This is a genomic window from Acidobacteriota bacterium (genome assembly GCA_016195325.1).
Taxonomy (GTDB): Bacteria; Acidobacteriota; Polarisedimenticolia; order JACPZX01; family JACPZX01; genus JACPZX01.
Genome location: JACPZX010000040.1, coordinates 1 through 16,335 on the forward strand (window position 1 = coordinate 1; position 16,335 = coordinate 16,335).

Annotated in this window: 15 protein-coding genes; 5 read left to right on the forward strand and 10 right to left on the reverse strand. The window is 67.8% G+C overall.

Annotated features, from left to right (window positions below; translation table 11 throughout):
• From HY049_08735 to HY049_08750, 4 genes are all read right to left on the reverse strand, one after another.
• The coding region (locus HY049_08735) for an amidohydrolase family protein (GenBank protein ID MBI3448984.1) at positions 1–450 on the reverse strand (450 nt) is incomplete at its 3' end.
• 1 nt (position 451) lies between these two features.
• Complete coding sequence (locus tag HY049_08740; GenBank protein ID MBI3448985.1) at positions 452–2,251, reverse strand: TRAP transporter large permease subunit; 1,800 nt, start codon at positions 2,249–2,251, stop codon at positions 452–454.
• A complete protein-coding gene (gene dctP, locus HY049_08745) occupies positions 2,251–3,255 on the reverse strand; it encodes a TRAP transporter substrate-binding protein DctP (protein ID MBI3448986.1) in 1,005 nt (334 codons plus the stop codon). The genes HY049_08740 and dctP overlap by 1 nt, the downstream gene beginning before the upstream one ends.
• Positions 3,256–3,265: 10 nt before the next feature.
• Complete coding sequence (locus tag HY049_08750; protein ID MBI3448987.1) at positions 3,266–4,099, reverse strand: hypothetical protein; 834 nt, start codon at positions 4,097–4,099, stop codon at positions 3,266–3,268.
• A gap of 197 nt (positions 4,100–4,296) precedes the next feature.
• On the opposite strand from HY049_08750, the gene HY049_08755 reads away from it, so the two are divergent.
• Genes HY049_08755 through HY049_08770 form a run of 4 tightly spaced genes read left to right on the forward strand, consistent with a single transcriptional unit; the run spans position 4,297 to position 9,437 of the window.
• Positions 4,297–5,493, forward strand: a complete 1,197-nt coding sequence (locus tag HY049_08755) for a flagellar assembly protein T N-terminal domain-containing protein (protein ID MBI3448988.1) — start codon at positions 4,297–4,299, stop codon at positions 5,491–5,493.
• 19 nt (positions 5,494–5,512) lie between these two features.
• Complete coding sequence (locus HY049_08760; protein ID MBI3448989.1) at positions 5,513–6,445, forward strand: hypothetical protein; 933 nt, start codon at positions 5,513–5,515, stop codon at positions 6,443–6,445.
• A 24-nt stretch (positions 6,446–6,469) separates the two neighbouring features.
• A complete protein-coding gene (locus HY049_08765) occupies positions 6,470–7,039 on the forward strand; it encodes a CDP-alcohol phosphatidyltransferase family protein (GenBank protein ID MBI3448990.1) in 570 nt (189 codons plus the stop codon).
• Positions 7,032–9,437 (forward strand): Smr/MutS family protein, encoded by a 2,406-nt coding sequence (locus HY049_08770; protein MBI3448991.1) that lies wholly within the window; start codon positions 7,032–7,034, stop codon positions 9,435–9,437. Before HY049_08765 ends, HY049_08770 begins: the two co-directional genes overlap by 8 nt.
• Before the next feature lie 9 nt (positions 9,438–9,446).
• Here the strand turns inward: HY049_08770 and HY049_08775 are convergent, their stop codons facing one another.
• Positions 9,447–10,076 carry a hypothetical protein gene (locus HY049_08775; protein MBI3448992.1) on the reverse strand — a complete coding sequence of 210 codons (630 nt, stop codon included), beginning with the start codon at positions 10,074–10,076 and terminating at the stop codon, positions 9,447–9,449.
• Positions 10,076–11,281, reverse strand: coding sequence for an AAA family ATPase (locus tag HY049_08780; GenBank protein MBI3448993.1), 1,206 nt, complete (start codon positions 11,279–11,281; stop codon positions 10,076–10,078). Before HY049_08780 ends, HY049_08775 begins: the two co-directional genes overlap by 1 nt.
• Before the next feature lie 167 nt (positions 11,282–11,448).
• On the opposite strand from HY049_08780, the gene HY049_08785 reads away from it, so the two are divergent.
• Positions 11,449–12,336, forward strand: a complete 888-nt coding sequence (locus tag HY049_08785; GenBank protein MBI3448994.1) for a DUF1259 domain-containing protein — start codon at positions 11,449–11,451, stop codon at positions 12,334–12,336.
• Between the two features lie 27 nt (positions 12,337–12,363).
• On the opposite strand, the gene HY049_08790 is transcribed toward HY049_08785, so the two are convergent.
• From HY049_08790 to HY049_08805, 4 genes are read right to left on the reverse strand one after another with little or no spacing between them, the layout of a single operon-like run.
• Positions 12,364–12,846 (reverse strand): helix-turn-helix domain-containing protein, encoded by a 483-nt coding sequence (locus tag HY049_08790; GenBank protein MBI3448995.1) that lies wholly within the window; start codon positions 12,844–12,846, stop codon positions 12,364–12,366.
• Positions 12,843–13,124 carry a DUF4258 domain-containing protein gene (locus HY049_08795; protein MBI3448996.1) on the reverse strand — a complete coding sequence of 94 codons (282 nt, stop codon included), beginning with the start codon at positions 13,122–13,124 and terminating at the stop codon, positions 12,843–12,845. The genes HY049_08790 and HY049_08795 overlap by 4 nt, the downstream gene beginning before the upstream one ends.
• A 56-nt stretch (positions 13,125–13,180) precedes the next feature.
• Positions 13,181–15,382 (reverse strand): hypothetical protein, encoded by a 2,202-nt coding sequence (locus tag HY049_08800; protein ID MBI3448997.1) that lies wholly within the window; start codon positions 15,380–15,382, stop codon positions 13,181–13,183.
• A gap of 8 nt (positions 15,383–15,390) precedes the next feature.
• Positions 15,391–16,125 carry a DUF3142 domain-containing protein gene (locus HY049_08805; protein MBI3448998.1) on the reverse strand — a complete coding sequence of 245 codons (735 nt, stop codon included), beginning with the start codon at positions 16,123–16,125 and terminating at the stop codon, positions 15,391–15,393.
• Between the last annotated feature and the right edge of the window lie 210 nt (positions 16,126–16,335).

Sequence of the window (16,335 nt, forward strand, 5' to 3'; positions counted from 1 at the left end):
GGCGCGGTTCAGCGCCTCGCCCGCGGTGAAGATGCGGGGGCCGGCGATCCGCCCGGACCTCACCGCCTCGCGCAGCGCCACGCCGTCGGCCGCCGGCGCCGCGGGGTTCCGGACGGTCGTGATCCCGGAGGCGAGAAGGATCTTCAGCACGCGCTCGGAGACGGTCCGGTCGTCGTGGTCCTTCAGGCGGCCCCGCTCGTCGGGAGGGAGGATCGCCACGTGCGCGTGCATGTCGATCAGCCCGGGGATCAGAAAGCGCCCGGTGAGGTCCTTCACCTCCGCCCCTTCCGGGATCGGGAACGACGTCGCGTCTCCGACGCGGACGATGCGCCCCTCCTCCACGACGACGACCGCGTTCGGGCGCGGCGGCTCCCCCGTCCCGTCGATGAGCGTCGCCCCCTTGAGCACGACGAGGGCGGCCATGGCCCACGTCGAGCCGGGGCGCGTCACGTCAGCGCCCGAACAAGCGGGGGAGGGTCATCGTCAGCGCGGAGAAGTAGGTGATCAGGAGGACGCCGAACAGGAGGACGAGGAGCATCGGGACGACCGCTCGGTAAATCTCGGGGAGGGGCTTGTTGAAGCGGTACGACGAGAGGAAGAGGTTCATCCCGACCGGCGGCGTCAGGTACCCGAGCTCGAGGTTCGACAGGAAGATGATGCCGAGGTGGATCGGGTTGATGTGATACGCCGCGCCGAGCGGGAGGATGAGAGGCACGACGACGACGATCGCCGAGAAGATGTCCATCAGGCAGCCGACGACGAGGAGGAAGACGTTGAGAAGGAGCAGGAAGACGAAGCGCGAGTGGACCGCCCCCGTCACCCACGTGACCATCTTCGCAGGGATCTCGGCGTCCACCAGGTAGTTCGTGAAGCCCAGGGCGACGCCGAGGATGATGAGGACGCCGCCGACGAGGATGCCGCACTCTGCGGTGACGCGCGGCGTGTCACGGAACACCTTCAGGTCCTTGTAGATGAACGTCTCGACGATGAAGGCGTAGAGCGCGGTGAGGGCCGCCGCCTCGACGAGCGTCGCGAAGCCGCCGTAGAGGCCGACGAGGACGACCACCGGAAGGAGCAGCTCCCACTTCGCGTCCCACGCGGCGCGCCACGCCTCCTTCGCGTCGAACCGCTGTCGGGTGGATTTGTCGGCGGAGCTCGAGCGGCTTCCCCACCAGGCGGCGAGGCCGAGCATGAGGATCCCCGGGACGGCGCCGCCGAGGAACATCCTGTCGATCGGCGTGCGCGCGACGATGCCGTAGAGGATCACCGGGAGGCTGGGCGGAAAAAGGAGGCCGAGCGAGCCGGCGGCGGTGAGGAGCCCCAGCGAGCTCTTCTCCGAGTACCTCGCGGCGAGGAGGACGGGCATCAGGAGGCCGCCGAGGGCGAGGATCGTCACCCCCGACGCGCCGGTGAAAGAAGTGAAGAAGGCGCACACCAGGACGGTGACGACGGCGGGGCCGCCGCGAAGCCATCCGGCGAGGGCCTGGAAGAGGCGCACGAGGCGCTTGCTGGCGCCCCCTTCGGCGAGGAAGTAGCCGGCGAGGGTGAAGAGGGGGATCGTCGGGAGGGTGGGGGAGACGACCATCCGGTACGTCTCGACCGGGATCGCCGCGATCGGCACCTCCTCTCCCCAGAAGAGGATCAGCGCGAGGCCCCCGAGGGTCGTGAAGACGGGGGCGCCGAAGACCGTCGCGAGGAGGAGGGCGACCACCGCCGGGATCACGAGGGAGTGCGGCGTCACGAATGGGTGCGCCCCGACGGCGAGGATCGCGGCGACGATCAGCGCGGAGACGGCGCGCTCCGCCCACGACGTTCCCGTGTGCCACAGAAGCCGCGCGGCGACGACGGCGAACCCGATCGGGAGGACGACCTCCGCGAGCCAGAGGGGGAAGGCGCCGACGAGGAAGTTCCCACCGGCGCGCTCGCTCGCCACGAACTGCGCGCTCGCGATGGCGAGAAGGAGCGTCATCGCGGCGGCGAACGAGCCGCTGAAGATCCGCGCGACGGTGCCGGGGAGCCCCTTGAGGAGGGAGGCGCCGGTCGACAGCGAAAGGAGGCGCTTCTCGCGCGCGGCGATCCCCGCGCCGAGCATCGCGACGACGAGGGTGAGGTGCTGGACGACGGAGTTCGAGGCGGGGAGGCCGACCCCCATCGTGGTGCGAAGGACAATCTCCGCGATCGGGAGGATCGCCATCGCGCCGAGGGGGATGGAGACGAGGACGTTTTCCGCCTGGCGAAGGTACCGGCTCATCAGTGCGAGGACGGGGCGCGGAATGCGTCGCGGAGGCGCCGGACTTCGTCGAACATGTCTGCGGGGACCATGCCGCCGCGGATCTTCGGATAGACCCCCTCGGCCGCCTGGCGCCACGCCGCGAGATCCTGCGCCGAGACCTCGTGCACGGTGAGCCCGCGCTTCGTCATCGCGTCGATCGCCTTGTCGTTCGCGGCGCGGATCTCCCCCTTGAGACGCTCACCCGCCTCGGAGGCCGATTTCATGAGCGCCTCGCGGGCAGCCTCAGGGGTCGTGTCCCACGCCTTCTTCGTGATGACGGTCGCGCCGACGAGGGGGCACCACTTGAGGTTCAGCATGTGCGTCGCGAGGCCGAACCACTGCGACGACGCGGCGAGAAGCGGGGTCGTGTCGAAGGCGTTGATGAGGCCGGTCTGGAGGCCGGGGAGGATGTCGGTCGAGGCGAGGGGGACCGGGGAGAAGCCCGCGGCCTTCCAGAGGTCGACCGCCTGGTTGTCGCCGGCCCACACGAAGAGCTTCATCCTCTTGAGATCGCCGGGGCGGGCGAAGGGCTCCTTCGCGAAGAACATGACCCACCCGGCGTCCCCCCAGTTGAGGACGACGAACCCACGATCGGCGAGGCGCTTCTCGAGCGCGGGGCGCAGCTTCTCGCGGACGAAGTCCAGCTCCTCGTACGACTGGAACATCATCGGGACCTGGAGAGCGGAGACGGCCGGGTCGATGTCGGCGAGGCCCACGGCGGTGAGGGCCGCGGCGTGGATCTGCCCGACACGCATCTTGCGGACGAGATCCGGTTCGTCACCGAGAACGCCCCCCGGGTAGATGCGGAGCGTGACGCCGCCGCCTTCCGCGTGGGCCCACTTCTCGCCCATCGCCTTGAGGATCTGGTGCCACGACGATCCTTCGGGTGCGAGGGTGCCCATCTTCACCGTGACGGATGGTTCCGCGAGGACGCCCGGGGCCGTGACCGCCGCGAGGATCAGCGAGACGAGAGCTCTTTTCAAGAAACCTCCGTCAGTCCGCGAAGAGGAGATCCGCGCGCGCGAGAAGCCACCGCGCGCGGCGCTGGAGCACCAGGTTGACGAGCCGCCATTCGGGGCGCGCGTCGGGGTCGATGGCCAGGGCGCGGTTCAGGAGCGCAACGAACTCGGCGCGATCCTGGTTGCGGATCGAGACGTTTTCGGCGAGGTCCAGGAGCGGCGCCGCGCGCAGCCCCTTCGAGAGTTCCATCGCCCTGTCGAAATGCGCGCGGGCGCGGGCGACCGATCCTCCCATCGCGCCCGAGCGCGCGCCTTCGTAACTGATGAGGAACTCGTGAATCGACCCGGAATCCCACGCGTCGTCGAGAGCCGCGGCGCGCTCGAGGAGCGCGCCGACGAGGGAGAGGTCGGCGACCATGTCGGGGTCGTCCTTGGACAGGGAGATCGCCCCGCCCCACGACGCCGCCGCCCAGTAGAGGAGGGGGACGTCCGCGGCGTCCGCCTGCGCCAGCGCCCGGACATGGTCGGCGCGGAGCGCCGACTGAAAACCAGGATGCACGACGTCGAGCCCGCGGAGGGCGTAGCCCCGGGCGCGCAGGTAGAGCTTCCGGGCGCGAGCTCTCAGCGCCGCGGCGGCCGCCATGTCGCGGTCCTCGATCTCGTCGGCGTCCTCGTGCACGAAGGCGTAGGCGTACTGCGTGAACCCCGAGGCGGCGGCGGTCAGGAGGCCGAGGTGGTCGGGGGCCTGCTCGAGGAGGCTCTCGGTGAGCTTGAGGCCGAAGGGGACGGCCCCCCGGATCAGCTCGGGGTCGTCGTCCTTCGCGTAGGTCGAGCCGCTCTCGGCGAGGGCGTCGCCGAGCTTCCGGATCGCGAACTTCTTGATGGAGCAGCCGCCGAACAGCATCGACGCCGCGAGGAGCGATGCGGCGGCGGCGCACTCGATCGAACGCGCGCGCGAGCCCTTCGGGGTCATGGCCGCATTATACCGGCGGCGCCGGCTTGACTCCCCTCCCGCACCCGCATAGCCTTCGGCGTTCGACTCGATGCACCCTCAGGAGGCGGCGCGTGAAGCTCTGGAACGGCATGGCGGCGGGGATCCTCGCCGCGATCTCGCTCGCCTCGCCGGCGCTCGCGGAGGGACCCTCCGCGCCGCCCGCGCAGCCCCCGTCCGGCGACCAGACCCTCAACGTCGAGGGGGTGGCCTCCGTCACGAAAGGGGACGTCGCCGCCGCGCGCGACCGGGCGATCGACGACGCGCTCCGGAAGGCGGTCGAGCAGGCCGTCGGCACGCTGATCGAGAGCGAGACGATGGTCCAGAACTACCAGGTCCTGAGCGACTCCATCTACTCGCAGTCGAAGGGGTTCGTCAGGACCTACAAGCTCAACTCCGAGAAGCAGGACGGGCCTCTCTACAGAGTCTCGGTGAGCGCGACCGTCGCCGTCGGCGACGTGAAGGCGGACCTCCAGTCGCTCGGCCTCCTCATCCAGAGGATGCGGCGCCCCCGGGTCTTCGTCCTGATCCCCGAGGACAACATCCACGATTCCGGCTGGTGGTCGAGCTGGTCCTCGAACATCGGGACCGTCGAGGCTCAGGTGATCCGCGCCCTGAAGGCGAAGGAGTTCACCGTCATGGACGCCGCCACGGTGAGGAAGAGCATCGACAAGGAGGCGGCCCTCAAGGCGATGGAGGGGGATCCGGCCGAGGCGGCGCGGATCGGGCAGCAGACGGGCGCCGAGGTCGTGATCACGGGGCAGGCAGTGGCCGCGCCGGCGGGGTCGGTGGCGGGGTCGCAGATGAGCTCGTACCAGGCGAGCGTCACGGCCCGCGCGATCAAGGCCGACACGGGCGAGATCCTCGGCACGACGACGGGAACGGGGAAGGCGGTGCACCTCAACTCGGTGGCCGGCGGGACCGAGGCTCTCAAGCAGGCGGCCTCGATGGCCGCCGACGACCTGGTCTCCCAGATCGTCACGCAGTGGGCGAAGGAGGCCTCGGGGACTCGGATGCTCGCGGTCTCGGTGACCGCGCTCTCGAAGGAACTCGTCGACAAGGTCGTCGCCACGATCAGGACCGACGTCCGCGGCGTCACCGAGGTCTACCTGAGGGAGTACGCGCAGTTCACCGCGCGCCTCGACGTGGATTTCAAGGGGGACGGCCAGACACTGTCGCAGTCGCTCCAGGGGCTCGCCGTCTCGGGGGGGACGCTGAGGGTCACGACCTACTCGGCCAACAAGATCGACGTGAAGTACATTCCGGACTGACGTCTCAGGGAGAATCGTCATGAGATTGAAGCCCTACACTTCAGCGGCCTTCGGCTGCGCCCTCGCTCTCGCCGTCGCGGCATCGGCCGCGCTCGCGCCCGAGGCGCTGGCGCAGGAGAAGAAGCCGCGGATCGCCGTCCTTCCCTTCGACTCGAGCCACATCTCGACGAACAACGCCTCGCTCTCGACGAGCGTCGTCAACGGCATGTTCGAGACCGAGCTCGTCAAGACCGGGAAGTTCATCGTCATCGAGCGCAAGCGGATCCAGGACGTCATGCACGAGCAGGGCCTGGGCCTCTCGGGGGCGGTCGACGCGATGACCGCGGCGAAGGTCGGGAAGATCCTGGGCGTCGAGCTGATCCTCACCGGCGACATCACCAAGCTCGGGGTCAAGCAGTCCGGGGGGCACACGGGCTTTCTCGGCGGCGCCGGCGGCTCGAAGAACACCCTCGAGGGGGGGATCGACATCCGCCTGATCAGCACCTCCACGGCGCAGATCGTCTTCGCCGACAACGCGCAGAACGCCGACGCCTCCTTCAAGCTCAGCTTCCGCGGCACCGGGGGCGGCACCGACTTCGACGAGACCAAGATCGACAAGGTCTTCCGCCCCTGCGTCGTCGAGCTGTGCCAGAAGATGGCCGGAAAGACGGGCGACATGGTCGGCCAGATGAGGGGAGGCGGCGGGATGTCGGCCAAGATCGCGAACGTCTCGGGCGAGAAGATCTACCTCAACGCCGGCTCGGGGGAGGGGATCAAGGTCGGCGACGTCTTCGAGGTCTACCGCCAGGGGGAGGAGATCCGCGACCCCGACACGGGCGCGGTCCTCGACGTCGAGACGAAGCTCATCGGCAAGATCATCGTCACCGAGGTGAAGGACAAGGTCTCGATCGCAAGCTCCCAGAGCGGCGCGGGATTCCAGAAGGGCGACGTCGTCAAGCCCCCCAAGTCGTAGGTCCGGGCTGAGAAGGGTGAGCCGATGGGCCTGACGTTCGCCAACCTTCTCACCGTTCTCCGGATGGCGCTGATCCCCTTCTTCATCATCGCCGTCACCGACAACCGCGCCGGCGCCGCGCTCGTGATCTTCACCGTGGCCGGGATCACCGATCTTCTCGACGGCATCATCGCGCGGATGTGGAAGCAGAAGACGGCCCTCGGCGCGATCCTCGACCCGCTGGCCGACAAGCTCCTGCTGACGGCGGCGTTCATCATCCTGTGCATGCCCGACCGCCCGCGCGCCTTCCCGGACTTCGTCCTCCTCAACCGCATCCCGGTGACGCTGACGATCCTGTCGATCAGCCGCGACGTCATCATCGCCCTCATCGCCGGCGTCCTCTACATGGCCGGCGGGCGGACCTCGTTCGCGCCGACGATCCTCGGGAAGCTGACGACGACGGTGGAGATCCTCACCGTCGTCGCCTTTCTCTTCTTCAACTGGATGGGGCAGAAGTCGGACGCCGTGCTCCAGCTGCTGACGCAGGTTTCCGTCGCGCTCGTCGTCCTGAGCGGCCTCCACTACATCTACCACGTGACGCAGCGGCATGATTGATCCCATCACGCTGTCGGCCCTCGAGTACGACGGGCTGAAAGCTCTCCTCGCGCGCCGGCTCAAGAGCGCCCTCGGCCACGAGGCCCTCGCCGCGCTCGCGCCGGCCGAGGAGGCCGCCGAGGTGAAGGTCACTCGCGCCCGCGCGGTCGAGGGGCTCGCGTACCTCCACGAGTTCCGCGCCCCCTCACCCGGCGAGGTCGAGGACCCCGCCGCCTCGCTCGAGGTCCTCGAGCCCGAAGGGGCCGTCCTCGATCCGGTCGAGATCGCCCGCCTCACCACCGTGATCCGAGCGGCCGTGTCGTACCGTGACGAGATCGCCTCGGTGAGAACCCGCTACCCCCGCCTCTGGGACGTCGCGGGGGGGATCCCCAACGTGAAGCCCCTCCTCGCGGACATCGCCGGCAAGATCTCCCCCGAGGGGAAGGTCGAGGACAAGGCGTCCCCCGATCTCGATCGCATCCGCGGGCGCCTCGCCTCGCTCGAGGGGCGCCTCAGCAAGATGATGCGCGCGATCCTCGACCGGCAGCCCGACGTGATCCAGGACGCCTTCGTCACGGTGCGGAGCGGCCGCTTCGTGATCCCGGTGCGCGTCGAGTCGCGCCGCGGCGTCGCCGGCATCATCCACGGCGCCTCCTCCACGGGGGCGACGGTCTTCATCGAGCCGATGGAGGCGGTCGAGGCGAACAACGAGCTGGTGACGCTGCGCGATGAGGAAGAGGCGGAGATCCGGAAGATCCTCGCGGCCCTCTCGTCGCGCCTGAGGGCCAACCTCGCGGAGCTGAGGGTGATGCGGCGCCTCCTCGGCGAGGCCGACCTCGTCTCGGCGGCGGCCCTCTTCGCCCGCGACTTCGCCTGCGAGCCGGCGGCGACGTCCGACGCGGTTTCCCTGGCCGGCGCGAGGCACCCGGTCCTCCAGGCGGCCCTCGAGTCGCGCGGCGGGCGCATCGTCCCCCTCGACGTCGAGCTGCAGACGGGGGGCGGCGTCGTCATCCTCTCGGGGCCGAACACCGGCGGGAAGACGGCGGCCTTGAAGACGATCGGCCTCCTCGCGCTCATGAACCAGAGCGGCCTCCTCGTCCCCGCGAGCCGGGCTTCCCTTCCGATCTTCGCGCAGGTCCTCGCCGACATCGGCGACCGCCAGTCGATCACCGACGATCTCTCCACCTTCTCGGCGCGGATGCTGCGCGCGGGAGAGATGAGCCGCGACCTCGTGCCCCCCGCCCTCGTCCTCCTCGACGAGGTGGGGGCGGGGACGGATCCCGAAGAGGGGGGGGCCCTCGCCGCGGCGATCGTCGATCACTTCCGCCGGCGCGGCGCGACCGTCGTCGCGACGACGCACCACGCCGCGCTCAAGGTCTACGCCGAGATGACCGACGGGGCGTCGAACGCCTCGATGGAGTTCGACGAGGCGGGGCACGTCCCGACGTACCGTCTCCTCGCCGGGATCGCGGGGCGAAGCGGCGGGATCGAGATGGCGGGGCGCGTCGGCCTCCCCGAGGAGATCCTGAAGGACGCCCGCGCGCGCGTCGGCGACGCGCACCGCCAGGCCGACTCCTACCTCGTGCGCCTCCAGGAGCTCGTCGAGGGGCGCCGCGCCGAGGAGTCGCGCGCGCGCGAGACGCGCGAGGCCGCCGAAGCCGAGCGCGCCGAGATGGCGGATAAGGCGAGGGCCGAGGAGCTGAGGCTTCGGGCCTCGTACCAGGAGGCGACCGAGGCGGCCATCGGGAAGATCGGGAGCGAGGCGGCGGCAATCGCGAAGGAGACCGGCGACCGCGCCCTCGAGCTCCAGCTCAAGGCCGAGGCGCGGAAGGCGGCGAAGGAGGCGGAAGAGAGGATGCGCCCGGCCGTCGCGCCCCCCGCTCCGAAGCACCTGACGCCGAAGGATCTCGCCGCCGCTCCCGGCGGGCGCGGCGTTTTCGCGACCGACATCCCCGTCGGCGCGACAGTCCGGATCGCCTCCCTGGGATCGATGGCCACGGTTCAGGCGATCGACACCCGGAAGGGTCGCGCCGACGTCCTCGTCCGGGGGAAGCGGATGACGATCGCTCTGGCCGAGTGCGAGCTGGTCTCCGGGCCCGCAGCGGGGCCCGTGGAGCGCCGCCCGCCGGTGCTTCCCACAGGCGTGACGATGTCATCGTCCGGGAGGGAGAGCGTCGGCGCCGAGGTGAAGCTCATCGGCATGCGCGTGGAGGAGGCGACCGACCTTCTCGACAAGTTCCTCGACGACGCCGTCCTCGCGGGCCACCGCGAGGTGCGCGTCATCCACGGGCACGGGACCGGGCGCCTCCGCGACGCGGTGGCGCTCTTCCTGAAGAAGCACCCGCACGTCGAGTCGCACCACCCCGCCGACGCGAAGTCGGGGGGAGCGGGGGCGACGGTGGCGGTGCTGAAGGAGTAGGGGCGGCGCCTACCGCGCCCTGGCGCGCGCGTCCTTGACCAGGCTTGCGAGGGCGCGGATGCATCGGTCGAGGCTCTCGGATTGGCGCGCGGCGACGCGGGGGCGCCAGCCGCGGGTTGGCTTTGAAATGAACTCCACAAGCCGTGACTTGTAGGCAGGCCCGACCTCTCTGCCACTTCCCCGTCGGGGAACGAGATCGACTCGGATGTCAGCGTCGCTGGATCTCGAGGCAATCTCGACTAAGTGTTTCTTGGGGTCCTCGAGATCCTCCGGGTTGGTCGGAACCATCGAGAGATTCACGTGGAGGAACTGCGCCAACCGTTCTCGGTCCCCCATCACCCACGCCTCGATCTCTCTGACGACGATGCGAAATCGCATGAGCTGGGAAGGTGTTGGGAGAGTCTTCGCGATAAGAGGCGGTGCGCAGTCAGCATCACTGTCGAGATCGACAAGCACGACCCAGGGCGAACGACGGGCAGCCTCGTTGAAGCCGGCCAGTTTCTTGAGTATCTGGCCTTTACCATTCCTACCGAAGACGGGCCCGGACCGGGCGCCGACCTCTTTGACGAGCCGTCGAAAGACGGCTGCATCGATATCTCCTTCAACCACGCCGTTGATCAGAAGGTCGCGAGCCGGCATCAATCGGGGAAAAGCGTCAACTGGTCAGCCTGATCTGGTCGCGTCAGCGGCATGACGATGTCGGCGAGGTTGGACCCACCCATAAGCAGATCCGCGATGTCATCGATGTCCTGAGCTCGGCGGACCACCGTCCCTTCCTTGGCGGGTTTCAACAGCAGCACTTCGTCTTGGGCGATTCCTTCGTCTGTCAGGAGATCAGGGGAGTGGGTGCTGAGAATGATCTGCCTTCCGCTGTGTCGCTGGGTGCGGGCGAACATCTGAGGAAGAGAGCGCACGACTTCCGGGTGCAGTGACAGCTCTGGCTCCTCAAGTAATAGCGGACCGCCGCTGTCCAGCACGGCCCAGAGAAGGCCGAGCAGGCGGAGTGTCCCATCCGAAAGATGGTTTTCGGTCTGCCAAGCCCCTTGGGGACGCCAGTGCTCGTACTTACCGCGGAGGTGTGGCATCCCGCGATCATCACGCCAGAGCTCAAGTTTTTGAAGCTGTGGGACGGCTAGTCTGAGGGCGCTTCGAATTCGGCTCAACCGCGCCTTACGCGTCTTCTCCGACGTTTGCGCCACCTGCTCCAAGAAGCCCCCGCCATAAGGGTCACCACTTCGATCCACCGTGCGCTCCGGCTCGCGCACGAGCTGGGGGACGATGTGTAGGTAACGCACAGATCCAAAAAACTCGGCGAGTGCTCGGAATCTCACATTTGCGTTGACTTGCTCGAGAAATGTCTGAGTCAACCGCTCCGGGTCAGACATGTCGACTTCTCGCGGGCGCGTGAATATCTCTTGGTCACCACTGATCACGCGTTCCCGGTTTACCTTCGGTCGGCCCTTTTTGTCTTGAGTGATTCTCAGTTCGTAGTCCCAAAGTTTCGGATTCGAGTCGTCTCCCACACGGACTCGTATGACGATATCCGACGGATTCCTGGCGGCGAGACTCCTGAGGTCGGACACCTTCCCTCTTGGTTTTCGGGCGACCGCCGCTTGCAGCCCGCCCCCGACGGCCGCCAGATCATGCAAGAAGCGAAAGACATCGAGGAAATTGGACTTGCCCGAGGCGTTGGGTCCTACAAGGAATACACGCCGCTGCAGATCGATCTCCACTCTGGAGAAATTCCGCCAGTTCTCCAGGTAGAGGTATGTAAATCGAAGTCCCGCCGAGGTAAGCGCTGCACCGCCTTGGCGAGCAAGTCGCTTCGATGAATTTCGAGTCACGAGAGCTCCTAGCACCCCTGTTCGAGAGCACTCCCGAGCAAGTTCGATTGCACTTTCTCACATGGCTCGGCGGGACGTCCACGACCGCGCGCGTGTCGTCTCCCTCTCGCGCACGCTCTGATACGCTGGGGTTGCCCGACCGTTCGGACCCCGCTGAGGAGGTTTTCATGTACAAGTTCTTCTCACTGCTGCTGGTTGCTGCGCTTTCGGTCGCTCTCTCAGGTGCCTCAGGCGCTCCTCTCGACCGTGCGAAGATCGAAGCCCTCACCGGCGCGAAGGGGACCTGGAACGAGAAGGAGGGTGTCTTCAAGGTCTCGGTGCCGAGGAGCGACCTCGCCGTGACGGTCGCCGGCGTGAAGCTCACGCCGCCGATGGGGCTGACCTCGTGGGCCGCCTTCACGACGGCGGGCGACGAGACGACCGTGATGGGGGACCTCGTGCTCCTCGAGGACCAGGTGAATTCGGTGATGAGCGCGGCGCTCGACCACGGCCTCGACGTCACCGCCCTCCACAACCACTTCCTGTGGGACTCACCGCGAGTCATGTTCATGCACGTCGGCGGCACGGGCGACGAGTCGAAGCTCGCCGAGGCGGTAGGCCGGGTCTTCGCGACGATCCGGGAGACGAGCGGCGGGAAGGGGAGCACACCCGCTCCTCCCGCGGGCTCGGGCGACCCGCTCGATGCAAAGAAGCTCGACGCGATCCTCGGGGCCGCCGGCGATCTCAAGGACGGCGTCTACAAGGTGACGATCGGCCGCGAGACGAAGATGCACGGGGCGTCGATGGGAGGGGCGATGGGGGTCAACACGTGGGCCGCCTTCGCCGGGGGTGCGGCCGGCGCCGTCGTGGACGGCGATATCGCGATGCTCGAGTCGGAGCTCCAGGGGGTGCTCAAAGCGCTCCGCGGCGCGCGGATCAACGTCGTCGCGATCCACCAGCACATGATCCACGAGGAGCCGCGCTTCGTTTTCCTGCACTACTGGGGCGTCGGCCCCGCCGAGGATCTCGCGAAAGGGCTGCGGGCGGCGCTCGATAGGACGGGGAACGGGCGGTAGCCGAAGTAGCAGGCGGTCAGTTCCGAGTCATGCCGCCTGACTCCAGCCCTTCGGCCCCGCTTTCATCCCGAGCTTGAGCGGGGAGGCTTTCTCGGTCGCCACGCTCTTGAGGATGTCGAGCGAGTAGTCGGCGGCGGGCTGGAGGTGAACGACCATCAGGCGCAGGAGGCGATCGGCGAGGACGCCCATCGGAATCTGGCCGTTCTCCCAGCGGGAGACCGTCTCCGGGGTCACGCCGAAATGGGCGGAGAAGTCCGCGCCGGACCAGCCCAGGGACTTTCGTAGGAAACGGATCTCCGCCGGGGTGAGACGGGAGCACTTCTTCGTGATGGCCAGGGCGATTCGTCGGTGGAGCTCCTCAATCCTGGGGATGACGACCTCGAAATCCCCGCACTTGGCGCATCGCCTGATCTCGATCCCCATCAGGGTGATGCCGGGAAGCCCCGATTCCTCGTACATGTAGTTCTCCCGACGTGAGGCGAGCCTTGCGCCGCACTGGTCGCACTTCATGGTCTCCCCCTCCAGGCCGTGACGACTCTCAGTTCACTCTCGGACCGAAACGCGACGACCACCCAGATGTATGCGCTCCGCACCCGGTAGCGCCAGCTGCCGTGCTCGAATTCGGCAGGCTCGACGATGGCGGCCCGGAGCACGTTGACGCAGTCGATTGGTGCGAGGCCATCCTTCTCCATCTCTCGAAGAGCGTGGCTCGAGTAGCTGAAGCTGCCGGAGAGGAGGATGCGCCGGATCCGCTGCCGCGCTTGGGTCGGGCTGAACGGCTCCGTCACCGGGGGATGATATGTCTAAAGTTGATAACTTATCAACTCGCCCCCCGGCCGGGAGGCTACTCGTTGTACCAATACGGCGTCTTCTTCGCCCACGCACTCTTCGGGTAGCGCCGATGGAGGAGATCGAAGGCACGCTTCGAAAGACCCGTCGAGCCCGGGCAGGAGACGCGCGCGCCCACGACGAGCCGATGCAGCGCTTCGGGAACGCGCGGATCGTCTCCGTGGGACTCGGCGTGCGCCATCACGATCGCGCCGAGCGAATCGATGCCGTTTCCAAGCCGTTCCAGGGCGGTGACCTCCGCGCTCGCGCGGGATCGATCATCGGCTTGGAGAAATGCCAGCTCGGCCGGGATCTGGACGCGAGACCTGTCGCCCCAGTAATAAGACGGGACCCATCCCTCCTTCACGTGGTGCCCGCACCACCAGTTGTCGCGGTACTCGTCGATCTCCCAGAGTTTGTCGAGGCGCCCGAGGCCCGATTCGACCATTGGCCGCAGCCCGGGGTTACGGAGCACGATGAGCGCGGCCGTGAAGGATCGCGATTGGGAATCCGGTGGGCTCTGCCAGGACTGCAGAGCGGATTTCATCGTCGGGGCGAGGGACACGAGAATCGGGACGAACTCAACAGCCTCCGGGGCATCCAGGAGCGCCGCTCGCGCCCATCCGGCGGAGGCGAGGGTGAGTCTCAGATGTGCGGGCAGGATCGTCGATCGCGCCGACTCGAGGATTCTCGCCAGTGGGAACTTGCGATTGATCACCGCGGCCGCCTCACGGTCGAACCGCAGGGGCTCCTTGGATGTGTCCTCTGTCGCGCCCAGGTACGTGGCCGGAAGCTCCAGATCTTCACCGTTATCCACGACCATCGCCGGCCGCATCGCCGCGAGAGAGAGAAACGCCTCGAGGCTCGTCGCGACGGGCAACCCGAGCGACGCGAGGAGATTCCTCGCGGTCGCGTTGTTCGAGACCTCAGGCGACGCGACGAGCTTGTCGAGGAGGCGTCGCGCGTCCTCGACTCTTCCGCCCTCGACGAAGAGTCGTGCCGCCTCGTACGAGACGGAGAGGTACCCGGGCGATGACTCGGGGAGGGCCCGCGCGGCCTCGAGAAGCGCACCGTCCTCGACGTCATGCGCTCCTGACTTCTCGAGGGAAGCAAGGAGCCACGCCGGACTGTGGGTCGCGTTGAAGCGCTCGATGGCGTGATCCCTCACGGCGGCGCCCTCCGACTGGAGAGTCAGGATCCAATCGGTGAGTTCCTCGCCGTGGAACGGCTCGATGTTTCGAGGACCGTCGCCCTCGAGAAACCTGTCCATCAGTTTGATCATGTCGCCGAGATCATTTTGGAAAGAGTCTGGATCCCCGGCCGCGATGCGGTGCGCGAGCTCGGGAAGCCTCTCCTCGGGCACGAACCGATACCGCACGATTCCCAGGAGCCGCGCCGCCGCCGGGTGAATCTCCGGGCGCGAGCCGTCCACGAGAACCTCCTCAAGCGTGTCCTGGGCGCGACGCAGAAGGCGCTGTCGCTCCTCGGGGCTCGTGGCGTGCAGGTCGGCCTCGCGGATCAGCGATCGCGCTGCGAGGTAGGGTGCGATCGCCCTCCACGGGGAGTCGTGAGACGCGGCGATGGCGCGGAACTCCTTCTCGGCTTCGAGAAGCTCTCCGGCGTAGAAGTGGGCCGAGGCGATCTGATAGTCCTGGTGCGCGGCGAGGAGCCGATCCGGCTCGACGCGGGAGGCGGGAATCGCCCGGGCCTCGCCGCGGCAGTTGGAGAAGACCTCGTCCTGCGCGTGAATCCAGTCCCTCACGGCCGGCGTTCCCTGGCCGTACCGATTCACGAGGCTCTTCACCGTTTCGGCGGCGGTCACGAAGGCGTCGTCGTTGCAGCTCTTGAACTGGTAGTAGCCCAGCGATTCGTATTCGGTCAGGTTTTCGGGAGCCGTGGACGCTCCCGCGGAGAATCTCGCCGCGATCCAGGGCTCCGGCGCCGGTGGCTGGATATCGGCAGGCGAAAGCCGATCGGTCCAGAGGTTCACTGCCTGAGATCTCTCGGCGGCGTCGAGCGGTTTCCCCGAGAGATACCGGTACGCGACAACGAGGTACGATCGCGCCCACGTGGATCTCACGACGCCGAGCTGTCCTCCGGCAAAAGCGTCGAGCGGAACACCCGGCCGGGTTTCGAGAGCGAATATCGCCGTCGGCAGGGTCGGCCCGCACCCGAGCAGGCGATCGACGCCGTAAAGGATGAGCACGACCGCGATCACCGCGACACCTACTTGCCTCGCACGCGCTCCCATGCCTCGGCTCTCCAGCTCGAAGGGTTGAAGATGTACCGCCGCCTCCCGGTCGGAAAGTGAGGAAGTGGCTCATCGGTCGACAGGCCCACGCTCGACCGGCAGATCGGCTGGCTGAAGTCTCCGCCGGCCGAAAGGCGCGACAGAATGCGTTCGCCGTCAGCCCCCATCCGGAAGAGCATCGGAATCGCGTCGTCGATCGGAAGGTCGCCAAGCCAAGGATCGCCCAGGCACCACGACGCCAGCGCCGTGATGTCGAGTCCAACTCCATCCGGAAGGCGGGCGCGCAGCGCCCGGAGCAACGACGCGTAGAACTCCCGCTCCGAGTGGGTCGCGTCGAAGTCGATCTGAACGCCGATGACACCTGCCAGACCTGTGATGGGGACGATCGCGTCCACGCACTTGCCGACCATCGTGTCGGAGTCGCTCGGCTTGGGGGACGACGTCTCGATGCGGATGACGGCAACGACCTGCGTCCCGGCCGCCAGTCTCAGCGGCTGAAGCCTCGGCACGGCATCGACGACATCGCCGTGGAGACGGAGTGTCTCGGCGAGGTAGGCGACGCCGGCCTCCCGAGGGTCGAGGAACCTGAGGTCCTCCTGGCGCTCCCACGCCCATAGCATTTGGCGAGGGAGGCTCGCAGCATCGGAAAGTGACATGGTGGCGAGGGCGAGGATGAGCCCGAACGCCCGCTTCCCGCCTTTTCGTCGCACCTTCCGATTCTCCCGATCGCCGCGAGGCGCGCCGATCGTACCGCATGCGTTCTCGCAATGCCGCTGCCCCCTCCGCCGCCGCTCTGCTAGGATGACGGCGGCCTTTGGCAATCGGGGGAGAGCGGGAATGATTTGGGCGGGGAGTGGCCTGTCGGCGAAGTCCGACGGCCTGAAGGCGGCCGAGGAGGCAGCCTCAGCGGCGATGGCCGA